The sequence below is a fragment of the Corynebacterium sp. HMSC069E04 genome, assembly GCF_001813175.1.
Classification (GTDB): domain Bacteria; phylum Actinomycetota; class Actinomycetes; order Mycobacteriales; family Mycobacteriaceae; genus Corynebacterium; species Corynebacterium aurimucosum.
This window is the reverse complement of sequence record NZ_KV811697.1, coordinates 37,628-56,458: the sequence shown is the minus strand read 5'-3', so window position 1 is coordinate 56,458 and position 18,831 is coordinate 37,628. Positions and strand designations below refer to the sequence as shown.

The window sequence follows — 18,831 nt, the reverse complement described above, 5'->3', positions numbered from 1 at the left end:
GACAGTAAGGCCGGGTTTAAGCCCTTAAAGGATGAGACGCGCCAACCAAAGCCAGACTGACGGGGCCTCGGCGATCCCAGGGACAGCGCACCCGAAGACTGGAAGATGGTTGACGGGGATCTCGATGAACACCAGTTGCCTCCGGCCCACTGGCCCCATGCTGTAGGTGCACCCACAGCCCGTTAAGGGACAAGACGCACTGTCCCGCTTGTTATCGTGTTTGTACCTGCAGGAAAGACTCTTACCCAGGAAAGGGCTATTCGTGACCAACCCAGTAAGTTCGTGGAAGATTGTCACCACTATTGCAGTCGTGGGCGGTTTCCTCCTGCTCATCCTGTACGTGGGTCTGAGCCGCTATTACAACGCCCAAGAGCTCGACATGCTTGTGGAAGGTGCCAACGCCAACGGCCAGAACTACTCGGTGACAATCCACAACCAGCTCACCGGCAGCTACTCATTCAACGCCGAGTAACCCAGCCGGAGCACCAAACTAGGTAATACGCAGAGCTAGATCATGCAAGCTCATGCGGACCAATCCAGCCCTCGACGTGGGTGAGCCGGAGCGGGGGTGAACTTCCGCCAGCGCGTGGGCGTGGGGCCTGCGCCGTCAGTGCAACCAGTGCCGGCCGTGACCACGCTGATGGATTTTGCAGGCCCGATGCCATGCTATGGGCGACGGCTTTCTTATTCAGCGTCCGTGGACAGCGCCGCGACGAAGGCCTCCTGCGGCACGGACACGGAGCCGATGGACTTCATGCGCTTCTTACCGGCCTTCTGCTTCTCCAGAAGCTTCCGCTTACGCGAAATATCGCCGCCGTAGCACTTGGCCAACACGTCCTTGCGCATCGCTCGGATATTTTCACGCGCGATGATCTTCGAACCAATCGCCGCCTGGACGGGCACCTCGAATTGCTGGCGTGGGATGAGCTCCTTGAGCTTCTTCGTCATCTTATTGCCGTACCACTGCGCGGAATCGCGGTGCACAATCGCAGAGAAGGCATCCACCGGATCACCGTTAAGCAGGATATCCACCTTCACCAGGTCCGCCAGCTGCTCGCCAGCCTCCTCGTAGTTGAGGGAAGCGTAGCCCTTGGTACGGGACTTCAACATGTCGAAGAAGTCGAAGATGATTTCACCCAGCGGCATGGTGTAGCGCAGCTCCACGCGGTCCTCAGACAGGTAGTCCATGCCGCCCATCTGGCCGCGCTTGGACTGACACAGCTCCATCGTCGGGCCCACAAACTCCTCCGGCACGATGATGGTCATCTTCACAATCGGCTCGTAGACCTCACGCAGCTTGCCGCTGGGCCAGTCAGACGGGTTGTGCACCATAGATTCCTCGCCATCCTCCGCCACCACGCGGTAGGTCACCGACGGTGCCGTGGAAATCAAGTCCAAGCCAAACTCGCGCTCCAGACGGTCGCGCGTGATTTCCATGTGCAGCAGGCCCAAGAACCCGCAGCGGAAGCCGAAGCCTAGGGCGACGGAGGTCTCGGGCTCGAAGGTGAGGGAGGCGTCGTTAAGCTGCAGTTTCTCCAGCGCATCACGCAGGTCCGGGAAGTCTGCCTGGGAGATGGGGAACAGGCCGGAGTAGACCATAGGGTTCGGGTCGGCATAGCCCTTGAGCGGCTCGCTCGCGCCATTCGACGCCCACGTAATCGTGTCACCCACCTTGGTCTCACGCACGTTCTTCACGCCAGTAATCAGGTAGCCCACCTCACCCGGGCCCAGCCCCTTACACTTCTGCATGGTCGGGCTGACAATGCCCACCTCCAGCAGCTCATGGTTGGTACCCGTGGCCATCATGGTGACCTTCTGGCGCGGGGTCAGCTTGCCGTCCATCATGCGGATATAGGTCACCACGCCACGGTAGGTGTCGTAAACGGAGTCGAAGACCATCGCGCGGGCCGGGGCATCCTCGCCGAACTCGGACGTCGGTGCCGGGATAAGCTCCGCCACCTTATCCAGCAGCTCCGGCACGCCCTCGCCGGTCTTGCCGGAAACGCGCAACACCTCTTCCGGCTCACAGCCGATGATGTGGGCAATCTCCAGGGCGTACTTCTCCGGATCGGCTGCCGGCAGGTCAATCTTGTTGAGGACCGGGATGATCTCCAGGTCATTTTCCATGGCCAGGTAGAGGTTGGCCAGGGTTTGGGCTTCGATGCCTTGGGCGGCGTCGACAAGCAGGATGGCGCCCTCACAGGCTTCGAGCGCGCGCGAGACCTCGTAGGTAAAGTCCACGTGGCCGGGGGTATCGATCATCTGCATGACGATCTCCTCCCCCTTCATGGCACCAGATTGAGGAATCCAGGGCAGGCGCACGTTCTGCGCCTTAATGGTGATGCCGCGCTCACGCTCGATATCCATGTTGTCGAGGTATTGGTCGCGCATGTCGCGCTCCTCCACCACCTGCGACAACTGCAGGATGCGATCAGCCAGCGTCGACTTGCCGTGGTCGATGTGGGCGATAATGCAAAAGTTTCGGATCTTGGACGGATCCGTAAACGTAGTGGCCGCGAAGTTTGTAGACATGTGTTTAGAATAGACGACATGTCTAGGTTGGCACGCATTCTCGGTATCGGAGGCCCTGAGCCTGTCGACGTCGGTCTCGAGCGCATCACCGAAGGCCTAGGACTAAACCAGAATGATTCCGTAACGGAACCCCGCAAAGCCGCCGACATTCGCGTCGAGTGCGCTGACGCCCACCCGCGCAGCGTCTTCTTCACCCCCGACATGGACGGGCAGGCAGACTCCGGGGAAGTCGTGTGGGTATGGGCGCCCTCGGATGGCAAGCAATCCCCGCCGCGCGAGCGCGCCGTGCTGATTGTCTCGCGCACGCGCACCACCGTGCTGGGCCTGCTCATCTCCTCCAACCCGGGCCACGCCAACAAGGAGGAATGGCTCGATATCGGCACCGGCGAATGGGACGAATCCGGCCGGCAGTGCTGGGTGCGGATGGACCGCGTGCTGGAAATCTCCGAGGAACAATGCCGCCGGCAAGGCACACTCTTCCCAGAACGCCGCTTCGAACGCATTGCCAACCGGCTACGCTCGCGTTATCACTGGGCCTGATTTGGGGATTCGGCCCGCGCCCTGCTAAATTTTTTGGGATGCCGGGGCACGCTGGCGGTCAGGACCTTGGGTCCGCCTTCCTCGGTTGCACATTCCTACGACTCTAAGAGGTATAACGATGGCAAACATCAAGTCCAAGCAGAAGCGCATCCTAACCAACGAGAAGGCTCGTCAGCGCAACAAGTCCGTACGCTCCGCCGTGCGTACCGAGATCCGCAAGTTCCGTGAGGCCGTCGCCGCTGGCGACAAGGCTGCAGCCGAGAAGCAGCTGCGCGTTGCCTCCCGCGCACTGGACAAGTCCGTGTCTAAGGGCGTCTTCCACCGCAACACCGCGGCTAACAAGAAGTCCGGCATGGCCACCGCCTTCAACAAGATGGCCTAAATGAAACCGCTCCTGAAGTGGGTCGGGGGAAAGCGTCAACTGCTGCCCGTTATCCACTCCGTGCTGCCCGAGAGCTTCGACACTTATGTCGAACCTTTCTTGGGCGGTGGAGCGGTTCTTTTTTCTTTGGCGCCCGAACGCGCCCGGGTCAATGACCTGAACACCGAGCTCATCACCGTCTACGAGGTGGTCCGCGATAACGTGGACGAGCTCATCGCCCTGTTAAAGGGCTATCCGAATGATTCGGATTTCTTCTACGAGATGCGCGCCCGCGACCGCGAGCCGGGTTTTGCGCACTTAAGCCCTGTCGAACGGGCTGCCCGCACGATTTATTTGAATAAGACCTGCTACAACGGGCTTTACCGGGTGAATAACGCCGGCCAGTTCAATGCCCCGTTTGGCCGCTATGCCAACCCGAAGATTTGCGATGAACCCAATCTGCGCGCAGTCTCGGAGTACTTGTCCACCCACGACGTGACGTTTTATAACGGCGACTACGCTGCGGTGGAGGCCAACGAAGGGGATTTCGTTTATTTCGATCCGCCCTATGATCCGGTCAACCCCACGAGCAATTTCACCGGCTACCAGTCGGGTGGTTTTGGCCGCGCGGACCAGATTCGGCTGAAGGAAACCTGCGACGACCTCAACGCCCGCGGGGTGAAGTTCCTGCTGTCGAATTCGGCGACGGACTTCATCAAGGAGTTGTACGCGGACTACCGCATCGACATTGTGGGTGCCACGCGCGCGGTCAATTCCGTGGCCTCGAAGCGCGGCAAGGTCGATGAGGTGCTCGTGCGCAATTATGCTTAACGACGCCGCTTGGGACCTCGTCTACCCTCACATCGCCGCCGACATCGCGGACCAGGGTTTCGCGATATTGCCCGCCGCGAAGATTAAGGAGCTATCGGACCGCGAGCCACGGTTGATGGCCAAGCATGACTTTTCGGCAGCGCGCCCCGAGGTCTTTCGAGAGCACGGGTTATCCATGCTGCCGATTCGCCGCGATGCCTATCTCATTGGCCGCTTTGACCTGTACCAGCCTTTCCCGGAGCAAGCCGGGCCGCTGAAGTCGATGCCGGTTCCCCGCCACATTAAGTCCATTGACTTCGAGAACCTGACCTCGGAGGCCGCCGCACTCACCGCGGCGAGCTTAAGCGGCATGCTCGATGATTTCCTGGGCGGTGAGCTGGTGCCGACGGTCAGCGGGCGCATGTCGACGCTCACTCTGCCCATGCGTATCGGCGGGCGCGACGTGGTGGTGGACCGCGCCCAGATGGAGATTGATGCCGGCTTCGAGTCCGCCGAGCACCTCGTGCTCGTGGAGGCGAAGAACCACCTCTCCCCCGACTTCAACATCCGCCAGCTCTACTTCCCTTTCCGGCGCTTCTCGCTGGCCTTGGAGAAGGAAGTGGTGCCGGTCTACGTGGTCTATTCCAACGGCATCTTCCACTTCTACCGCTACGCGTTTAGGCAGCCGGAGGACTTCCGCAGCATCGAGCTGGTCAGCGCGGCGCGCTATGTTTTGGGCGAGTCTGGCGTGACTGAGGCGACGGTGCGCGCGGTGCTGGCGCGCACGCAGGTCGAGGGCACGCGCGTTCCCTTCCCCCAGGCGGACTCCTTTGCAAGGGTCATCAGCCTGCTGGAGAACCCAGTGGACAAAGCGGAGATGCCCGAGGAATTTGGTTTTACCCCGCGCCAGGCGGATTATTACACCAACGCCGCCCGCTACTTAGGCCTAAGCAAACTCAGCGGCACGCGCGATGAACGCAACCTCACCCTCATCGAGGCGCTGGCCTCCCGGCCGGTGCTCCGGGACATGGTGCAGCACGTCGTGACTACCCGCCGAGCGGTGAATAAAGAAGAGGCAATGGTCTTCATGCGCGCGGCCAATCTGGGACTCAACGATACGACCCTGCGCCGCCGCTCCGGCACGGTCGCGGCGTGGTCGCAGTGGCTGGCGGAGCTCCTCAACCAGGCCTAGGCGGCCTGGATGCCGGCCCACACCAGGGCGCAGCCAGCCACCACGAAGAAAACGCCGGAGGCGATGTCGATCCACGGGCCTGCGACGAGGAGGCGGCGGCGAATCGCGCGGGTAGAAATGACCGTCGAGAGGAAGACGAAGAGCAGGTAGCTCGACAACGACAAACTCAGCACCAGCGCCACCGATACCCACACCGGCGGGTGCGGCGGCAACAACGGGGCGACCATAGCGGCGAGGAAGAGCACGATCTTCGGGTTGGACAGGTTGGTGGCCAAACCCGTGCGGAAGACCTTGCCCACCGAGCCCAAGCGAGCGGCCGCCTCTTCCTCATCCACCGGCGGTTGCTTGCGCAGCTCCAGCCCGGAACGGATGGAGAGCACGCCCATGAAGACGAGGAAGCAACCGCCAATCACCTGAATCAGGGAGAGGACGCCGGGGAAGGCGGTGAGCAGGGCGGCCGCGCCGAACACGGTCAGCGTGCACCAGAACAGCACGCCCACCTGGATGCCGGTTGCTGCCGCGATGGCGTGGCGGCGCGAGCGCGTAGCATAGCGCGTCACCAGGACGATGTCGGGGCCGGGTGCTGCCGCACCGACGAGGTTCATCAGGAGGATGGCCGCAAACGCGGACCAGCTCATGACAGGCGCTCGAGCAGATCCTCACGGCCGAACATGCGAGCCGAGTCGAGGGCGTTGGGCTGGCCGGCGGAGGGGTCGGCGCCGGCGTCGAGAAGCGCGTCGATCACCGCGTCCTCCTTCTTAAAAATCGCCCCGGCCAGTGGCGACTGGCCGCGATCGTTGAGGAGGTTGACGTCGGCCCCCGCCGCAGCGAGCTGGCGTACCAGCTCCGCATGGCCATGATAGGCGGCAAGCATGATGAAGGACTGCCCATCCTGGTTCACCATGTCCACGTTGACGCCCTGCTTGATGTACTCGAGCAGCGTGGCATCGCCGTTACGGGCAAAGTCGAAAAGCTTGGTGGCAAAGTTCTGGATATCATCCATGGAGGGTTAGTCTAGCGCGCCAGCTCCGCCACCCGTTTAACGGCCGCCTCGATGGCGAAATCTTCATCACCGCCTTGTCCCTTGACCGCAGCATCCAGCTCCGCCATGAGGATGACGGCCTTGGTGATATTCTCCCCCGACCAGCGCCGCGCCACGGGCTGCGTGAGCTTCACCGCATAGGGCGCCATCCCGGTCTGGGAGGCCAGCGAGTACTGATCCCCGCGCGCGGAGTAGAGGCGCGCGATGTTGCCCACCTTGTTGGCCAGAGCAGAGGCGATGGCCACAGGGCTCGCCCCCAACTGCAGCGCCCGGCGGCACGTGGAGACCGCCGCCTCCACGCGGCCAGCCACAGCAGCATCCGCAATATCCCAGTTGGCTACCTCAGCCACGCCCACGTAATACGCGTGCACCGCCTCGCGGGTTACCTTGCCCCCCGTATCGAAGACCAACTGGGAGATGGCGGAGGCGAGTTCGCGTAGGTCGGAGCCGACGCCGTCGAGAAGCGCCTGCACCACATCCGGGGTGGGGCGCACCCCATGCGAGGCGAACTCCCGGGTAGCCCACTGCGCGAGCTCGTTCGGGTAGAGGGAGAAGACCTCATGCACCTCGGCCGTCTTGCGCAGCGCCGCGATGAGCTCCGGCGGCTTCTTCTTTTTCTTCAGCGTCTTCGCCGTCACCGAGTACATCAGGATGAGCGTGATACCAGGCATGGGGTTGGCGCAGGCATCGAGAAGGATCTTCGTGACCTCCTTGCCGACCCTCTCCACGTCACTGATGACGATGACGCGGTCTTCCCCGAACAACGACGGACTGGTCGCTTCCAGGATTTCGCCTTCGCTCACCTCGGAGGCCTTGAGCTTGGTTACCTCGCCGTGTTGGATACTCAGGCGGGCGCGCTCGGCCAGGAATTCATCATCGCCGAGAATGAGGTGCACGGGGGCTGAAGACATGCCTGTCATCTTAGCAACGCCGCAATGACCCACCCACAGAGAAGGAGCATCGCAACGGGCCCCGCCGCCACGGTGGTCACCGGCATGGAGGAGGCGACGAGGTGGATCCAATCCGCCAGCGGTTCGATGAGGATAACAAGCGGCCTGCCCAGCCCCACCTGCGCGAGCGCGGCGGCGATGAGACCCACGACGGTGATGACCGGCACGACAGGCGCCACCAGCACGTTAGCAATCACAGAAACCACCGAGACCCGCCCGGTCATCAACGCGATGAGCGGCATGGTCACGATATCCGCGGCAATGGCCACAGCGAAGGCTCGCGCAACGATGCCAGTCCCCAGCACCCGTAGCAACAGGGGGCTGAGCACCACGATGCCGGCGGTGGCCGCCACGGAAAGCGCGAAGCCGAAGCTGACGGCTAGGTCGCTATCCGCCGCCAGTAGGAAGAGCACCCCGAGGGACAGCGCGTGCAGCGGTTCCATCCTCGAAGAGTTCAGCACCGCTACTAGACCCGCCAGCCCGGCAACGGTGGCGCGTTGGACGGAGGGCTCCCACCCCACCAGCGCTACGAATAACGCCAACGCGCTTGCCGACGCCCCCACCCGCACCCGCTGCCCCGACACCACCAACGCGGCCGCGGTACACACGATGGCAACGTTGGATCCGGACACGGCGCTCAAATGCGATAGTCCGGTATCGATGTAGAGCTGCTTGTCCTCGGGGCTTTGCAGGCTGGTATCGCCCAGCACCATGCCGGGGATGAGGCCGTTATCGCACACGGCGCGGAAGTTTTCTGCCACCGCTGCCGTCCAGCTATGGGCGTGCGCGGTGAGCTCGCCACTAAAGACGGTTGTACCCACGCCAACCTGATCCGAGGGGCCGGGGTGGCCGTGCACCGTCACCAGCGAGCCGCCAAAGGCCTCCGGTTTTTCTTTGAGGAAGACCGGCAGCTGCGCCGGGTAGCCCGGCACGCGCAGGCGCACCATCCACCCGGATGCCGTCTGAACCGGATCGGCGGCAAGCTTTCCCGTCACCTCCGAGCCGAAGTGAAAGCCCGCGGCGCGCACCGAGCGCACATAAGCCAGGGCGGCGAAGATGACTCCGCTCGCCGCACATAAAATGCCCTGCCCGCGCCACTGACCGCGCGCGAAAGCGAAAAGCACGAGCCCGCACAACAGCCACGGGTGGCCGAAAAGCACTGAGAGCGTGGCCAACCACGCCACTACCGCGGCAGGCACGAGCCGTAGTTCCCTCACGGACGGACCTTATCCTTCAGCTGCGCAAACTTCGCCGGACCAATGCCGGAGACATCCATGAGCTGCTCCACGGTGGTGAAGCTGCCGACCTCCTCGCGGTGCGCGATGATCGCCGCGGCCGTGGCCGGCCCCACCCCGGGAAGCTCGGTGAGCTCTTCGGCGGAAGCCGAGTTGAGGGAGATAGTGCCATCGTCAGCAGCACCCGGGGCAGCGGCAGGAGCGCCGACGGTGATCTGTTCGCCGTCGTTAAGCTTCTGCGCCAGGTTGAGGTTATCGGTGGGCACGCGCGGGCGCGCCACCTCGAGGGCGTCGTTGATGCGCGCACCCGGCGCCAGGGTCACCAGCCCCGGCTGCTCTACCTCCCCCACGACAGAGACCACGATATCGGCCGCTACCTCGCTGCTCGGCGCGGCCACCTCATAGGGGTTCTCCGCACTACGGCTCATCCCCAGCCAGGCCAGGAGCGCAACGCCGGCCACGCCCGCCGCGACAAGCGCCAGCCAGGGTGGCACGCGCACGCGCGGGAAATCGACGTTGAGCAGTTCTTCTTCGCCGGTTGGGCGGGTGAGGTCACGGAGGCGATCAGCAATGGCATTCATGCCCGCGACGCTACGCAGCGCCCTCACCCCCGTCGAGGGCTTAAGCCGCAGCCTGTGGATAACTTGTTGAAGGCATCAACAACGTCTTTAGCTCGGCTCCGCCGTCAGCTAAAGACTGCGGAGACGCCGATGGCCCCAGGGCCGACATGGACGGAGAGGACGTCGGTAAGCGGCACCAGCATGAAGGAAGAATCCGGCAGCGCCAAGCGCAGCAAGTCCTCCAGCCGGCGGGCCGAAACCTTATCCTCGTTGTACTGCACCGCGATGAACGCCGGATTGCCCTCCGCGCGGGAGGCCACCAGGTCCACGAGCTTGGTAAAGGCCTTAGTTTGGGTGCGGGTCTTGCCCACCATCTCCAGCTTGCCGCCTTGGATGGCCATGATGGGTTTGGTAGCGAGCAGCGCGGTGGACAGCATCGCCGTGGCCGCAGACATGCGCCCGGAACGGCGAAGCTCCTCCGTTGAGTTGAGATAGACCCAGGTGTGCCCGCGCTCAAGGGTATTGATGGCTGCGGCATAGCACTCGTCGAGTGAAGCGCCTTCCTGGGCAAGCTTGGCCGCCGCCATCGCAGCCGCGCCCATCGCCATGCCGGCGGTACCGGAATCGATAACACGCACGGTATCGGGGAAAACGCCGGAGGCAGTCACCGCCGCCGACCACGTCGAGGACAGCTCCTTCGAGAGGTGAATGGCCAGCACCCCGTCATCGCCGGAGCGCTCCATCTGACGGCCGTATAAAGCGGCCAATTCGAGGGCAGTCAGACCCGAGGTGGACAGCTCCGCGCCGTCCTTGCCGTGGCTTTCCATGACGTGCAAGTCGACGACGCAGATTCCAAGCTCCTCGACGATATCCGCCGGCAAGCCCGCAGCGGAATCGGTGACGACGCGAATCACTAGACGTCCGCCCCTGCACCACCAACGACAGCACCACCCATGTTCCAGCCGTCGAAGTACCACTGGGCGCGGGCGACGTTCTCCGGGGTGAATTGCAGCGGGGACAGCGGACGAGCGGCATCGAATTCGGGCCGCGCGGTCAGCTGCGACCAGTGGGTATTCTTCAACCCGGAGAGGATTCCATACTGGTGGTGCTCAAGGCCTAAAAGGTGGCAGGTCAGCGCGGAAATAGCACCGCCGTGCGCGACGACAAGCACCGCACCCTCATCCCACTGCGGATGTTTCTGCATGAGCTCATCAATAACGGGGCGCGCGCGGTTAGCCACGTCGACGCGGCTCTCACCCTGGGGCGGGGCCCAGGTGGGGTCGTGGCGCCACAGCGCACGTGCCCCGGGAAACTGCTCGTCCACTTCAGCCGATGTCATCCCCTGCCACTCACCCAGGTGGGTTTCGCGCAGGCGCTTATCGACGGACACCTCAAGCCCCAACTGACGAGCGATGATCTCCGCGGTGTCGCGGGCACGGATGAGATCCGAGGAGAGGATCGCGGTGATGTCTTTGCCCTCGAGCAGGTCAGCAGCCGCGCGCGCCTGCGAGTAGCCTACCTCTGATAGCTCGGTGTCCAAGTGCCCCTGCATCCGGCCGGTGGCGTTGTAGGTGGTCTGGCCGTGGCGGATGAGGAGGAGGCGGCGGGTCATAATTCGTCGTCTTCCGGCTCTGGCTGGGCCAGGGGAATCTCATCGATCGATTCAACATCGCGCGGGTTGACTTCATCAGACCACTCGCCGGGGCGTTCCGGGGTGTCCAGACCGGGGATGTCGAGAAGCGGGCAGTCGTGGTACAGGCGGTCTAGGCCGTAGAACTCGCGCTGATCGTTGCGCTGGACGTGGACCACGATGGGGCCGTAATCGAGCAGGACCCAACGGTTCTCACGATTGCCTTCGCGGCGCTTGGGTTCAAAGCCCTTCTTGGTCAGCTCGTCTTCAACTTCCTCCACGATGGACCCCACCTGGCGCTCGGTATCGGCGGAGGCCAAGACGAAGACCTCGGTAATCGCCAGCACGTCGGAAACGTCAATAGCGGCGATGTTGGTGGCCAGCTTTTCATCCGCAGCCAAGGCGGCGGTTTCCGCCATCTGGCGTGCTTCATCAGTAATCGACATGACAATCCCTACACAGTTACGTTTTCTTAAGAACTCTAGTCTTACACGACAAGGCTCATTTTCCTAGTCGAATTCCCCCTCAAGGACGCGCGGAGGCTACAGGGGCTTTTCCGGGTGCGGGCCATAAAGGTGGTTCTTGGCAATGTATTGCACTACCCCATCGGGTACGAGGTACCACACCGGCTGGCCCTGCTGGGCGCGGGCGCGGCAATCGGTGGAGGAAATGGCCATGGCGGGGATCTCAATCAGCTCGATGTCATCCTGCGAATCCTCCGGCAGCATGTCTTTGCGCAGCTCATAGCCGGGACGAGTAACGCCAACGAAATGGGCCATCTCCAGCATCTCTTCCCAGTTGCGCCAACTCATGATGGACGCCACCGAGTCGGCACCAGTAATGAAGAAGAGTTCGGCATCTGGGAAAATTCCGCGCAAATCACGCAACGTATCGATGGTGTACGTGGGCCCCTCGCGGTCAATGTCTACGCGGGAGACGGTAAAGCGCGGGTTTGATGCGGTGGCCACCATGGTCATCAGGTACCGGTGCTCGGCGGCGGTGACCTGCTTATCGGCCTTTTGCCAGGGCTGGCCGGTGGGCACGAAGACCACCGTGTCGAGGCGGAAGCGGTGGGCTACCTCGCTGGCGGCGACGAGGTGACCATTATGGATGGGGTCGAAGGTGCCACCCATGATGCCGATGCGTTGTGGACTAGTCATGGCTGGTGAGTATACCGGCCACCGCATCAATGACCTGCACGTCCTGCCCGGAAGGCTCCCCCAAGAAATAGGAGGCGTGACGCTCCGCTTTGGTGGCTAAAGCGCGGTTGGCGGCGTCGAGGGAAAAGTCGCACACGAAATCACCGTCTAGGCAGTAATCGACAAAGCGATTCCCTGGGAGCCCGGCGCGGTTCTTAGCCCACGGGACCTGGTGAAGCGGGTTGCCGAAGGTGAGCATGGCGTGCAGGCGCCCGGTTTCGGCCAAATGGCCCTCCACGCTCGTTGCAACAAGCGCTCCTTGCGAGTAGCCGGCAGCTACCCACTGTGGGCGGCAACCGGTGGTGGCCTCATAGTTGTCTACCACCTTCGGGGCATTGCGGGCACCGGTGCGCAGACTCTCGACGGCCCCGAATGTCACTGAATAAGCCAACTCCCCAAGAGAGTGCTGCTGTAGAATCCCAAACGCTCGCTGGACCAGCTGCAGCGGGCCTAAGTCCTCGCCTTCCTGCGCCAATGGCGGCAAGTTCATGGCGGCCGGGTAAGCCTCTGAGTCCAGTGCTAGCACATACACACCATCCATGGCGCCCGAGTGGCGCTGCTCTACCTGGTGGAACAGAGCGGCGAAGTTACGGCCCTCAAAACCGGTGGATTCTGGAGCCTTCGCGGAGTAGCGCTGCGGGCCCACGTATTCGCCTTGTTCCTCGTTCTGGTCCGAACCGCGCGCGACAAGCACCACGGTCTCAGGGCAGGTTTCAACGCCACCCGCCGAGGCCGCGGGCGCACTCATCACCGAGGCTGCCATGCCAAGCACAGCAGTGGATATCGCAAGAGATAAGGAAAGAGACTTCACCCTTTCCTGTTTAGCGGAAACGAACGTCATCCACCATTCGGCCAATGGAATCGTAGACCTGGGTATCCCACTGGTGGTTGGTGAAGAAGTACTGGCCGTGGGAGCCTCCGGTGGGCTGCGCGGCGTAAAGGGTGTTGGCGGAAAGATCGCACACGGCGTCGAGCGGCAAACAGTAGTCCACGCGGCTGACGTTGGCACGCAGCTGCGGGAAGTGGCCCATCGGGCCGCCCGCGCCCTGGGTCGCGCCGACAACGGCCGGATCCCCGGCGCGGGTCAGCGGGTTACCAAAGGTCACGACACCAGCAAGCTGGCCACGGTGGGCTAGCTCCAGCTCGTGGTTGGACAGGACCATAGCACCCTGGGAGTAGCCCGAGAGGATGTATTGCGGATGGCAGCCTGTGGAAGCTTCGTAGTTATTGACCGCGCTGGTAACGCCGCGCCTGCCGGTCTGGACCGAGTACATGAACTGGTTGATGGCGGAGACCGCGGTGTTGATGACCGGGTTGGCGTACTGCGTGGCCAAGCGCACGAGGTCAGCCGCGGTGTTCGGAACCGACTCGTTCGGAACAGAGTATTCCGGGTACGTCGCCGGGTAGTATTGCGGCTCCAGCCCCAGCACATAGACGTCCTTCATCAGCGAGTTGCCGCCGTGAGTGGCTTGGTAGCGCACCTCGGCGCCCTGCAGCATGGCGCGGATGGATTCGCCCTCCCACCCATTGGAGGCTCGGCCACCCTGGTTGGAATACTGCGTGGGGTAGATTTGGCCGTTCTGGCCGGAGCCGCGCGCGGCGACGACCACCACGGCGGGGCACTGTTCGTCGGCATGCGCGGCGGGTGCAGAAATGGGGTGGGGGACGATGAGAGCGGCCGCGGCCACGACGGCGGCGGCGACGGAGGAAGCAATGCGGGACAGCATGAGAGGAAGGCACCAATCAGTTCTTTGCTATTACCGCGCTTTAGAGTACCCAGTCCTCCTTCGCCGCGCGGCACGAACCCTGCACAAGGCGAAACACTCTACTCGAAAACTTTTCGAGTAGAGTGTTTTGTGCAGGTCAGACTCGAAAAATTCTTTTCGAGTAGCTTTCGAGTAGCTTTTCGAGCTGGTTCTAGGGGCGGGTCTGGCCGGTACCCTGCAGCACCCACTTGGTAGACGTCAGCTCCGGCAAAGCCATTGGGCCGCGCGCATGCAGCTTCTGGGTAGAGATGCCGATCTCGGCGCCCATGCCGTAGACCTCACCGTCAGTAAAAGCAGTGGAGGCGTTGAGCATGACCGCTGCAGCATCTACCTCATTGGCAAAAGACAGCAGCACGTCGGCGTCCTGAGCCGCAATGGCTTCGGTGTGGCCGGTGGTGTACTCAGCAATGTGTGCGATGGCGCCATCGACACCGTCGACCACCTTGGCGCAGATATCCATGGACAGGAATTCCTCGCGCCATTCTTCGTCGGTGGCCTCCACGGCGTCCTTGACTCCGAAGGCTTCGAGCTCCTTGACATCACCGTGGATGGTGACCCCGGCTTCCTGGAGGGAGGTGATGATGCGGAGCTTCGAGGCGTCGTCCAGCGCGGCGTCGATCAGCACGCCCTCCGTGGCATTGCAGACGGACGTGCGGCGGGTCTTGCCGTTGACCACCATGTCGATTGCCTTGTCCAGGTCAGCCGAAGCGTCGACGTAAAAGTGACAATTGCCGGTGCCCGTCTCAATGGCAGGGACGGTGGCGTTTTCCACCACGGCGTTAATAAGGCGTGCGCCGCCGCGCGGGATGACCAGGTCCACCAAACCACGGGCGGTGATGAGATCCTGCACGGAATCATGGGTCTCACAGGGCAGAAGCTGCACGCCTTCGCGCGGCAGATCGAACTCCACGAGGGTGTCCTGGAGGAGCTCCACGAGCTTGGCGTTGGAGTTCTTCGCGGACTTGGAACCGCGCAGCAGCGGCACGTTTCCGGACTTCAGGGCCAAGCCGAAGGCATCGACGGTGACGTTCGGGCGGGCCTCGTAGACCATACCCATCACGCCGAGCGGCACACGGACCTGCTTCATCTGGATTCCGTTATCCATGGTGCGGCCCTGCAGGATCTCCCCTACCGGGTCTTGGAGGGAGGCCACTTGGCGCAAGCCGCCGGCAATGCCCTCGATGCGGGCGGCGTCCAGCGACAGGCGGTCGATGAGGGACTCGGACATGCCGTTATCGCGGCCGGCCTCGATATCAAGCTGGTTGGCAGCAAGGATGTCCTCGGTGTGCGCAATCAGATTCTCAGCGGCGCGGTGGAGGATTTCATTCTTGCGCGGGGTGGGCAGCTGCGCGAACTGTGGCGCCACCGCCTTGGCGGCGCGGGCTTTGGACAGAACTTCTTCACGTTCGGTGTTGCTCATGCCATACCAGCGTACGGAAGGTCTGCCCGCTTGTCAGGAATTTTGTGCAGCTATAGGCGCGGATCGGCCTTTAGTTAGGCCTCGAGCTCGCGGCGGCGCTCAGCTGCGGCACGCAGGCGCTCGGCGCGCTTTTTCTCTTCCCCTTCGGTGAGCTCATCGAAGAGCTCTTCATCCGACTCGCTGAACTTCAACACCCCGCGCGCAGCCCAGGAAGCGAAGAATGCAATGACGGGAGAGATCCAGAAATAGCTCCAGTCAAAGACGAAGAGGCCCAGGAAGAGCGCGATCATCGCCACCGACCAGATGACGGAATCCACTATCTGCACCTTGCGTCCGCGGGCGAGCATGTCCTCCAGCTCCGCCTCGTGGCGGGTGGCGGGTGCTGTGGCGCTGGGGGTGGAAAGCTCTGGCAGGTCCGCAAAGAGCTTTTCGACGTCCCCGCGCGTGCGCGCCGCGGCAGCCTCGCCGGTGCGCTGCTCAAATTCATCGGGGTCTAACGTGCCGTTGACAAAGTGCTGGCTCAACTGCTCCAAGGCCGCGGAACGCTCGGCATCGCCGACTCGGATTTCGGGATTCTCCATTAATAGCCAGCTTTCGGATCAACCAGGGTGGGCAGCCGCTCCCCCGCTGCGAAGGCCTCGGCCACCTTGATAGTATGCGCGCCGATCTTCTCGCGCACGGAGCGCTGCGTATTAGCAATGTGCGGGGTAATAACCACGCGCTTATCCTGCCACAGCGGGTGATCCTCCGGCAGCGGCTCAGGGTCGGTGACGTCGAGTGCCGCACCCGCGATCTCGCCTGCCTCCAGCGCCGCAACGAGGTCCTCGGTCTTGATGAGCGGGCCGCGGCCCACGTTGACCACCACGGCATGCTCCGGCATCTGCTGGAAAGCTTCCGCATCCACCATATGGCGGGTCTCCGGGGTCAGCGGCGCGATGAGAACGAAGTAATCCGCCTTCGGCCAGACCTTGTCCACCTGGGAAATCGGGTAGGTCTCCTCTGCTCCCTCCACCGGGTTGCCGGAGCGGTTGACCGCGATGATGCGCGGCCCAAAACCGGAGAGCATGCTGATCAGGCGCTTGCCAATACCACCGGCACCAATAATGGCCACCGTCTTGTCGTCGTAGAGGTAGGAAGTGTGTGCCTCCATCTCAGCATAGGAACCAAACGTGCCATTAACGCGGCGATGCGCATGCAGCTGCGCCAACAGCAGCGCGATGGTGGATTCTGCCACCGTGTTGTCATAGACGCCGGCGGCATTCGACCACGGAACCGAAGTGCCCTTCATCGCATCCAAGACGTGATCCACGCCCGCCGAGGGAATCTGCACGAAACCGATGTTCTCCGGCAGCGGATCCGGGAAATCAGTGCCGTTGCCGGTGTAAATGAGGAAAGAGGCCTCATCAAGCGGAGCGCGCTCAAACCCTGCGGCATCGAGCACCTCGATGGTTTCCTCCCAGGGGTGAGGTTCGATGGCGTACTTCATGAACGTCCTCCTTTGTTAGTATCCGGCGTCCGGGTCGACGCGCGTGGGCATTTCCTCGCCGCGCTCCCACGCGGCAGCGTTGGCATTGAAGATAGCACCCAAGTGGTACTGGGCCACGTGATCCGAGGCCGCCATGTGCGGCGTCAGCGTGGCATTGGGCAAATCATAAAGCGGGTGGCCATCCGGAAGCGGCTCCGGGTCCATGACCTCCAGGCCTGCGCCGGCAATCTCGCCCGTGCGCAGTGCGTCCACGAGATCATCGGTCACCACCGTGCTGCCGCGGCCGACATTGATAAACACCGCCGAGGGCTTCATGGCGCGGAACACAGCGGCATCAAAGAGAGCCTCCGTAGCGGCCGTCGCCGGCAGGATACTCACCACGAAATCCGCTTCGCCCCATACCTCAGCAACGCGCTCAATCGGCAGTGTTACGTCCGCGCCGTCCACCGGGCGGCCTGAGCGGTTCACCGCGGTGATATGCGCGCCAAAGGGCGCAAGGTAGGCCATGAGCTGCGTGCCGATTCCTCCCGCACCCACGATGAGCACGCGTGTTGGCCCCTGTTGGTCATAGAGCCAGGCTTGGGATTCATCAAGCTCGCGCGCCACCGACCACGACTTTGCCAGGGCGAAAGCCTTGTGGTGGTGCGCTTGGGAGAGCATCAACCCCAGCGCGGATTCCGCCACGGGCTTGGCAAAAGCGCCGGCGGAATTGCACCACGGCAGGCCATCGCGCCGGATGAGCCCGGCATCGATATGGCGGTTGACCCCGGTGAAGCAGTATTGCACCCACTGGATATTCTCCGGAATCTCCGGGGTCTGCGCTGGATCCGAGGCGGTGTTCACAAAGACCTCCGCCTGCTCCAAACTCTCAACGCGCTCGTGCCCGGCAGCATCGATATCTGCCACGGTTGCTGCCCACACATCGGGCCCCATGAAATAACGCATTAAATTCGGGACGCGAAGTTGGACAGGTAATCGGCGTGGACAACGGGGCGGCGCATATCCTCCGGCAGCTCCTCGGTGTGCTTGCCCAGCAGGTTGCGCAGCGTGACGGAGTCATAGCCCACCTCACCGCGGCCAATAATCTGGCCCTTGGGGCCCATAATGTCCACGATCTCGCCGGCGCTGAACTCACCCTTGATATCCGTGATGCCCACGGCCAACAGGGAGTTTCCGCCGCGAACCACGGCCTCCATGGCGCCCTCGTCGAGGCGCAGGGAGCCGCCGGTATCCGCGCAGTAGAGTGCCCAGAACTTCCACGCGGACAGGCGGCGCTCCTCGCGGGTGTGGAAGACGGTGCCTACGGAGGCGTCGTCAAGCGCCTGCCCAATATTGTCCGCCGAGGTCAACAGCACAGGGATGCCGCCGCGCGTGGCCAGGCGAGCAGCAGAGACCTTCGTGGCCATGCCGCCGGTGCCCACCTTGCCGCCGTCGCCAGCAACAACCGCCTTGAGGTCCTTACCGGTGCGCACCTCCTCCACGAACTTGGCATCGGGCTCCGCGGGGTTCTTGTCGTAGAGACCGTCCACGTCGGAGAAGAGGAAGAGGGCATCCGCGCCAACCAAATTGGCCACAAGCGCGGACAGGCGGTCGTTATCGCCGAAATGCATCTCGGACGTCGCGACGGTGTCATTCTCATTAACGATCGGCACCGTGCGCAACTGACGCAAGCGATCAATGGTGCGCTGAGCGTTGCGGGCGCGATCGCGCTTGCCGACGTCCGACGCGGTCAACAGCACCTGCCCGATGGTGCGGTTATAGCGGGCAAAGGACACGCCCCACTCGTAGGCGAGGTGGACCTGGCCCACCGCGGCAGCAGCCTGCTTAGTGGCCAAATCGGTGGGGCGGGTGGTCAAACCCAACGGGCCCATGCCCGCGGCCACCGCACCGGAGGAGACGATGATGATGTCCGAGACATTCATGCGGGCGCAGACGGCATCGACGATCTTGTCGATCTTCTCGGTGGAGGTCACAAAGTCATCGCGGGTGAGCGACGAGGAGCCGATCTTGATGACGATGCGCTTAGCTTTGGAGATCTCCTCACGCAGGGGTGAGGAGAAACCGCTGGATTTTTCCGACAGCGTAGTCGTCTCCGGATAATCCATATC

General features: G+C 62.9%; 22 protein-coding genes. 5 read left to right on the top strand and 17 right to left on the bottom strand.

The annotated features are described in order from the left end of the window. Positions 1-262: 262 nt before the first annotated feature. Positions 263-472 carry a hypothetical protein gene (locus HMPREF2896_RS11355; RefSeq protein WP_070719564.1) on the top strand — a complete coding sequence of 70 codons (210 nt, stop codon included), beginning with the start codon at positions 263-265 and terminating at the stop codon, positions 470-472. Between the two features lie 212 nt (positions 473-684). Here HMPREF2896_RS11355 and lepA read toward each other — a convergent pair whose 3' ends face one another. Continuing rightward, positions 685-2,532, bottom strand: a complete 1,848-nt coding sequence (gene lepA / locus HMPREF2896_RS11350; RefSeq protein ID WP_070447895.1) for a translation elongation factor 4 — start codon at positions 2,530-2,532, stop codon at positions 685-687. Positions 2,533-2,550: 18 nt separating this feature from the next. Here lepA and HMPREF2896_RS11345 point away from each other — a divergent pair, with 18 nt between their 5' ends. The 4 genes from HMPREF2896_RS11345 to HMPREF2896_RS11330 all read left to right on the top strand — a co-directional run bounded on the left by HMPREF2896_RS11345 (position 2,551) and on the right by HMPREF2896_RS11330 (position 5,435). Further along, a complete protein-coding gene (locus HMPREF2896_RS11345; protein ID WP_070447893.1) occupies positions 2,551-3,072 on the top strand; it encodes a type II toxin-antitoxin system PemK/MazF family toxin in 522 nt (173 codons plus the stop codon). A gap of 118 nt (positions 3,073-3,190) precedes the next feature. Beyond that, positions 3,191-3,454: a 30S ribosomal protein S20 gene (rpsT, locus tag HMPREF2896_RS11340; protein WP_070447890.1), complete on the top strand. Its 264-nt coding sequence runs from the start codon at positions 3,191-3,193 to the stop codon at positions 3,452-3,454. After that, a complete protein-coding gene (locus HMPREF2896_RS11335; RefSeq protein WP_070645329.1) occupies positions 3,455-4,264 on the top strand; it encodes a DNA adenine methylase in 810 nt (269 codons plus the stop codon). After that, entirely contained in the window at positions 4,257-5,435 is a 1,179-nt protein-coding gene (locus HMPREF2896_RS11330) for a type II restriction enzyme (protein ID WP_246824024.1), read from the top strand. Before HMPREF2896_RS11335 ends, HMPREF2896_RS11330 begins: the two co-directional genes overlap by 8 nt. Here the strand turns inward: HMPREF2896_RS11330 and HMPREF2896_RS11325 are convergent. The 16 genes from HMPREF2896_RS11325 to proB all read right to left on the bottom strand — a co-directional run bounded on the left by HMPREF2896_RS11325 (position 5,432) and on the right by proB (position 18,828). Then, complete coding sequence (locus HMPREF2896_RS11325; RefSeq protein WP_070719562.1) at positions 5,432-6,073, bottom strand: LysE family translocator; 642 nt, start codon at positions 6,071-6,073, stop codon at positions 5,432-5,434. The two genes, HMPREF2896_RS11330 and HMPREF2896_RS11325, sit on opposite strands and share 4 nt — an antisense overlap. Next, complete coding sequence (locus tag HMPREF2896_RS11320; protein WP_046648995.1) at positions 6,070-6,438, bottom strand: ankyrin repeat domain-containing protein; 369 nt, start codon at positions 6,436-6,438, stop codon at positions 6,070-6,072. Before HMPREF2896_RS11320 ends, HMPREF2896_RS11325 begins: the two co-directional genes overlap by 4 nt. 11 nt (positions 6,439-6,449) lie before the next feature. Then, positions 6,450-7,397 carry a DNA polymerase III subunit delta gene (holA, locus tag HMPREF2896_RS11315; protein ID WP_070719561.1) on the bottom strand — a complete coding sequence of 316 codons (948 nt, stop codon included), beginning with the start codon at positions 7,395-7,397 and terminating at the stop codon, positions 6,450-6,452. Further along, entirely contained in the window at positions 7,394-8,644 is a 1,251-nt protein-coding gene (locus HMPREF2896_RS11310) for a ComEC/Rec2 family competence protein (protein WP_070711106.1), read from the bottom strand. The genes holA and HMPREF2896_RS11310 overlap by 4 nt, the downstream gene beginning before the upstream one ends. Beyond that, on the bottom strand, positions 8,641-9,243 hold the full coding sequence (locus tag HMPREF2896_RS11305) for a ComEA family DNA-binding protein (protein WP_070719560.1): 603 nt from the start codon (positions 9,241-9,243) through the stop codon (positions 8,641-8,643). Before HMPREF2896_RS11305 ends, HMPREF2896_RS11310 begins: the two co-directional genes overlap by 4 nt. 104 nt (positions 9,244-9,347) lie before the next feature. Continuing rightward, positions 9,348-10,136: a DegV family protein gene (locus tag HMPREF2896_RS11300; RefSeq protein WP_070447871.1), complete on the bottom strand. Its 789-nt coding sequence runs from the start codon at positions 10,134-10,136 to the stop codon at positions 9,348-9,350. Next, entirely contained in the window at positions 10,136-10,834 is a 699-nt protein-coding gene (locus HMPREF2896_RS11295; RefSeq protein ID WP_070447867.1) for a histidine phosphatase family protein, read from the bottom strand. Before HMPREF2896_RS11295 ends, HMPREF2896_RS11300 begins: the two co-directional genes overlap by 1 nt. Beyond that, entirely contained in the window at positions 10,831-11,298 is a 468-nt protein-coding gene (rsfS, locus tag HMPREF2896_RS11290; protein ID WP_070447864.1) for a ribosome silencing factor, read from the bottom strand. Before rsfS ends, HMPREF2896_RS11295 begins: the two co-directional genes overlap by 4 nt. Positions 11,299-11,394: 96 nt before the next feature. After that, positions 11,395-12,012, bottom strand: a complete 618-nt coding sequence (nadD, locus tag HMPREF2896_RS11285; protein ID WP_070711108.1) for a nicotinate-nucleotide adenylyltransferase — start codon at positions 12,010-12,012, stop codon at positions 11,395-11,397. Continuing rightward, positions 12,005-12,862: a cutinase family protein gene (locus HMPREF2896_RS11280; RefSeq protein WP_070719559.1), complete on the bottom strand. Its 858-nt coding sequence runs from the start codon at positions 12,860-12,862 to the stop codon at positions 12,005-12,007. The genes nadD and HMPREF2896_RS11280 overlap by 8 nt, the downstream gene beginning before the upstream one ends. A gap of 10 nt (positions 12,863-12,872) precedes the next feature. Next, complete coding sequence (locus tag HMPREF2896_RS11275; protein ID WP_070719558.1) at positions 12,873-13,778, bottom strand: cutinase family protein; 906 nt, start codon at positions 13,776-13,778, stop codon at positions 12,873-12,875. Positions 13,779-13,968: 190 nt separating this feature from the next. Further along, positions 13,969-15,237, bottom strand: coding sequence for a glutamate-5-semialdehyde dehydrogenase (locus tag HMPREF2896_RS11270; RefSeq protein ID WP_070719557.1), 1,269 nt, complete (start codon positions 15,235-15,237; stop codon positions 13,969-13,971). Between the two features lie 74 nt (positions 15,238-15,311). Further along, the gene (locus HMPREF2896_RS11265; RefSeq protein ID WP_070447852.1) at positions 15,312-15,818 is read right to left on the bottom strand and encodes a DUF1707 SHOCT-like domain-containing protein; all 507 of its coding nucleotides are present in this window, start codon (positions 15,816-15,818) and stop codon (positions 15,312-15,314) included. Further along, entirely contained in the window at positions 15,818-16,723 is a 906-nt protein-coding gene (locus HMPREF2896_RS11260; RefSeq protein WP_070447849.1) for a D-isomer specific 2-hydroxyacid dehydrogenase family protein, read from the bottom strand. Before HMPREF2896_RS11260 ends, HMPREF2896_RS11265 begins: the two co-directional genes overlap by 1 nt. A gap of 15 nt (positions 16,724-16,738) precedes the next feature. Beyond that, on the bottom strand, positions 16,739-17,668 hold the full coding sequence (locus HMPREF2896_RS11255; RefSeq protein WP_070719556.1) for a D-isomer specific 2-hydroxyacid dehydrogenase family protein: 930 nt from the start codon (positions 17,666-17,668) through the stop codon (positions 16,739-16,741). Then, positions 17,668-18,828 carry a glutamate 5-kinase gene (gene proB, locus HMPREF2896_RS11250; RefSeq protein ID WP_246821823.1) on the bottom strand — a complete coding sequence of 387 codons (1,161 nt, stop codon included), beginning with the start codon at positions 18,826-18,828 and terminating at the stop codon, positions 17,668-17,670. Before proB ends, HMPREF2896_RS11255 begins: the two co-directional genes overlap by 1 nt. Positions 18,829-18,831: the final 3 nt, after the last annotated feature.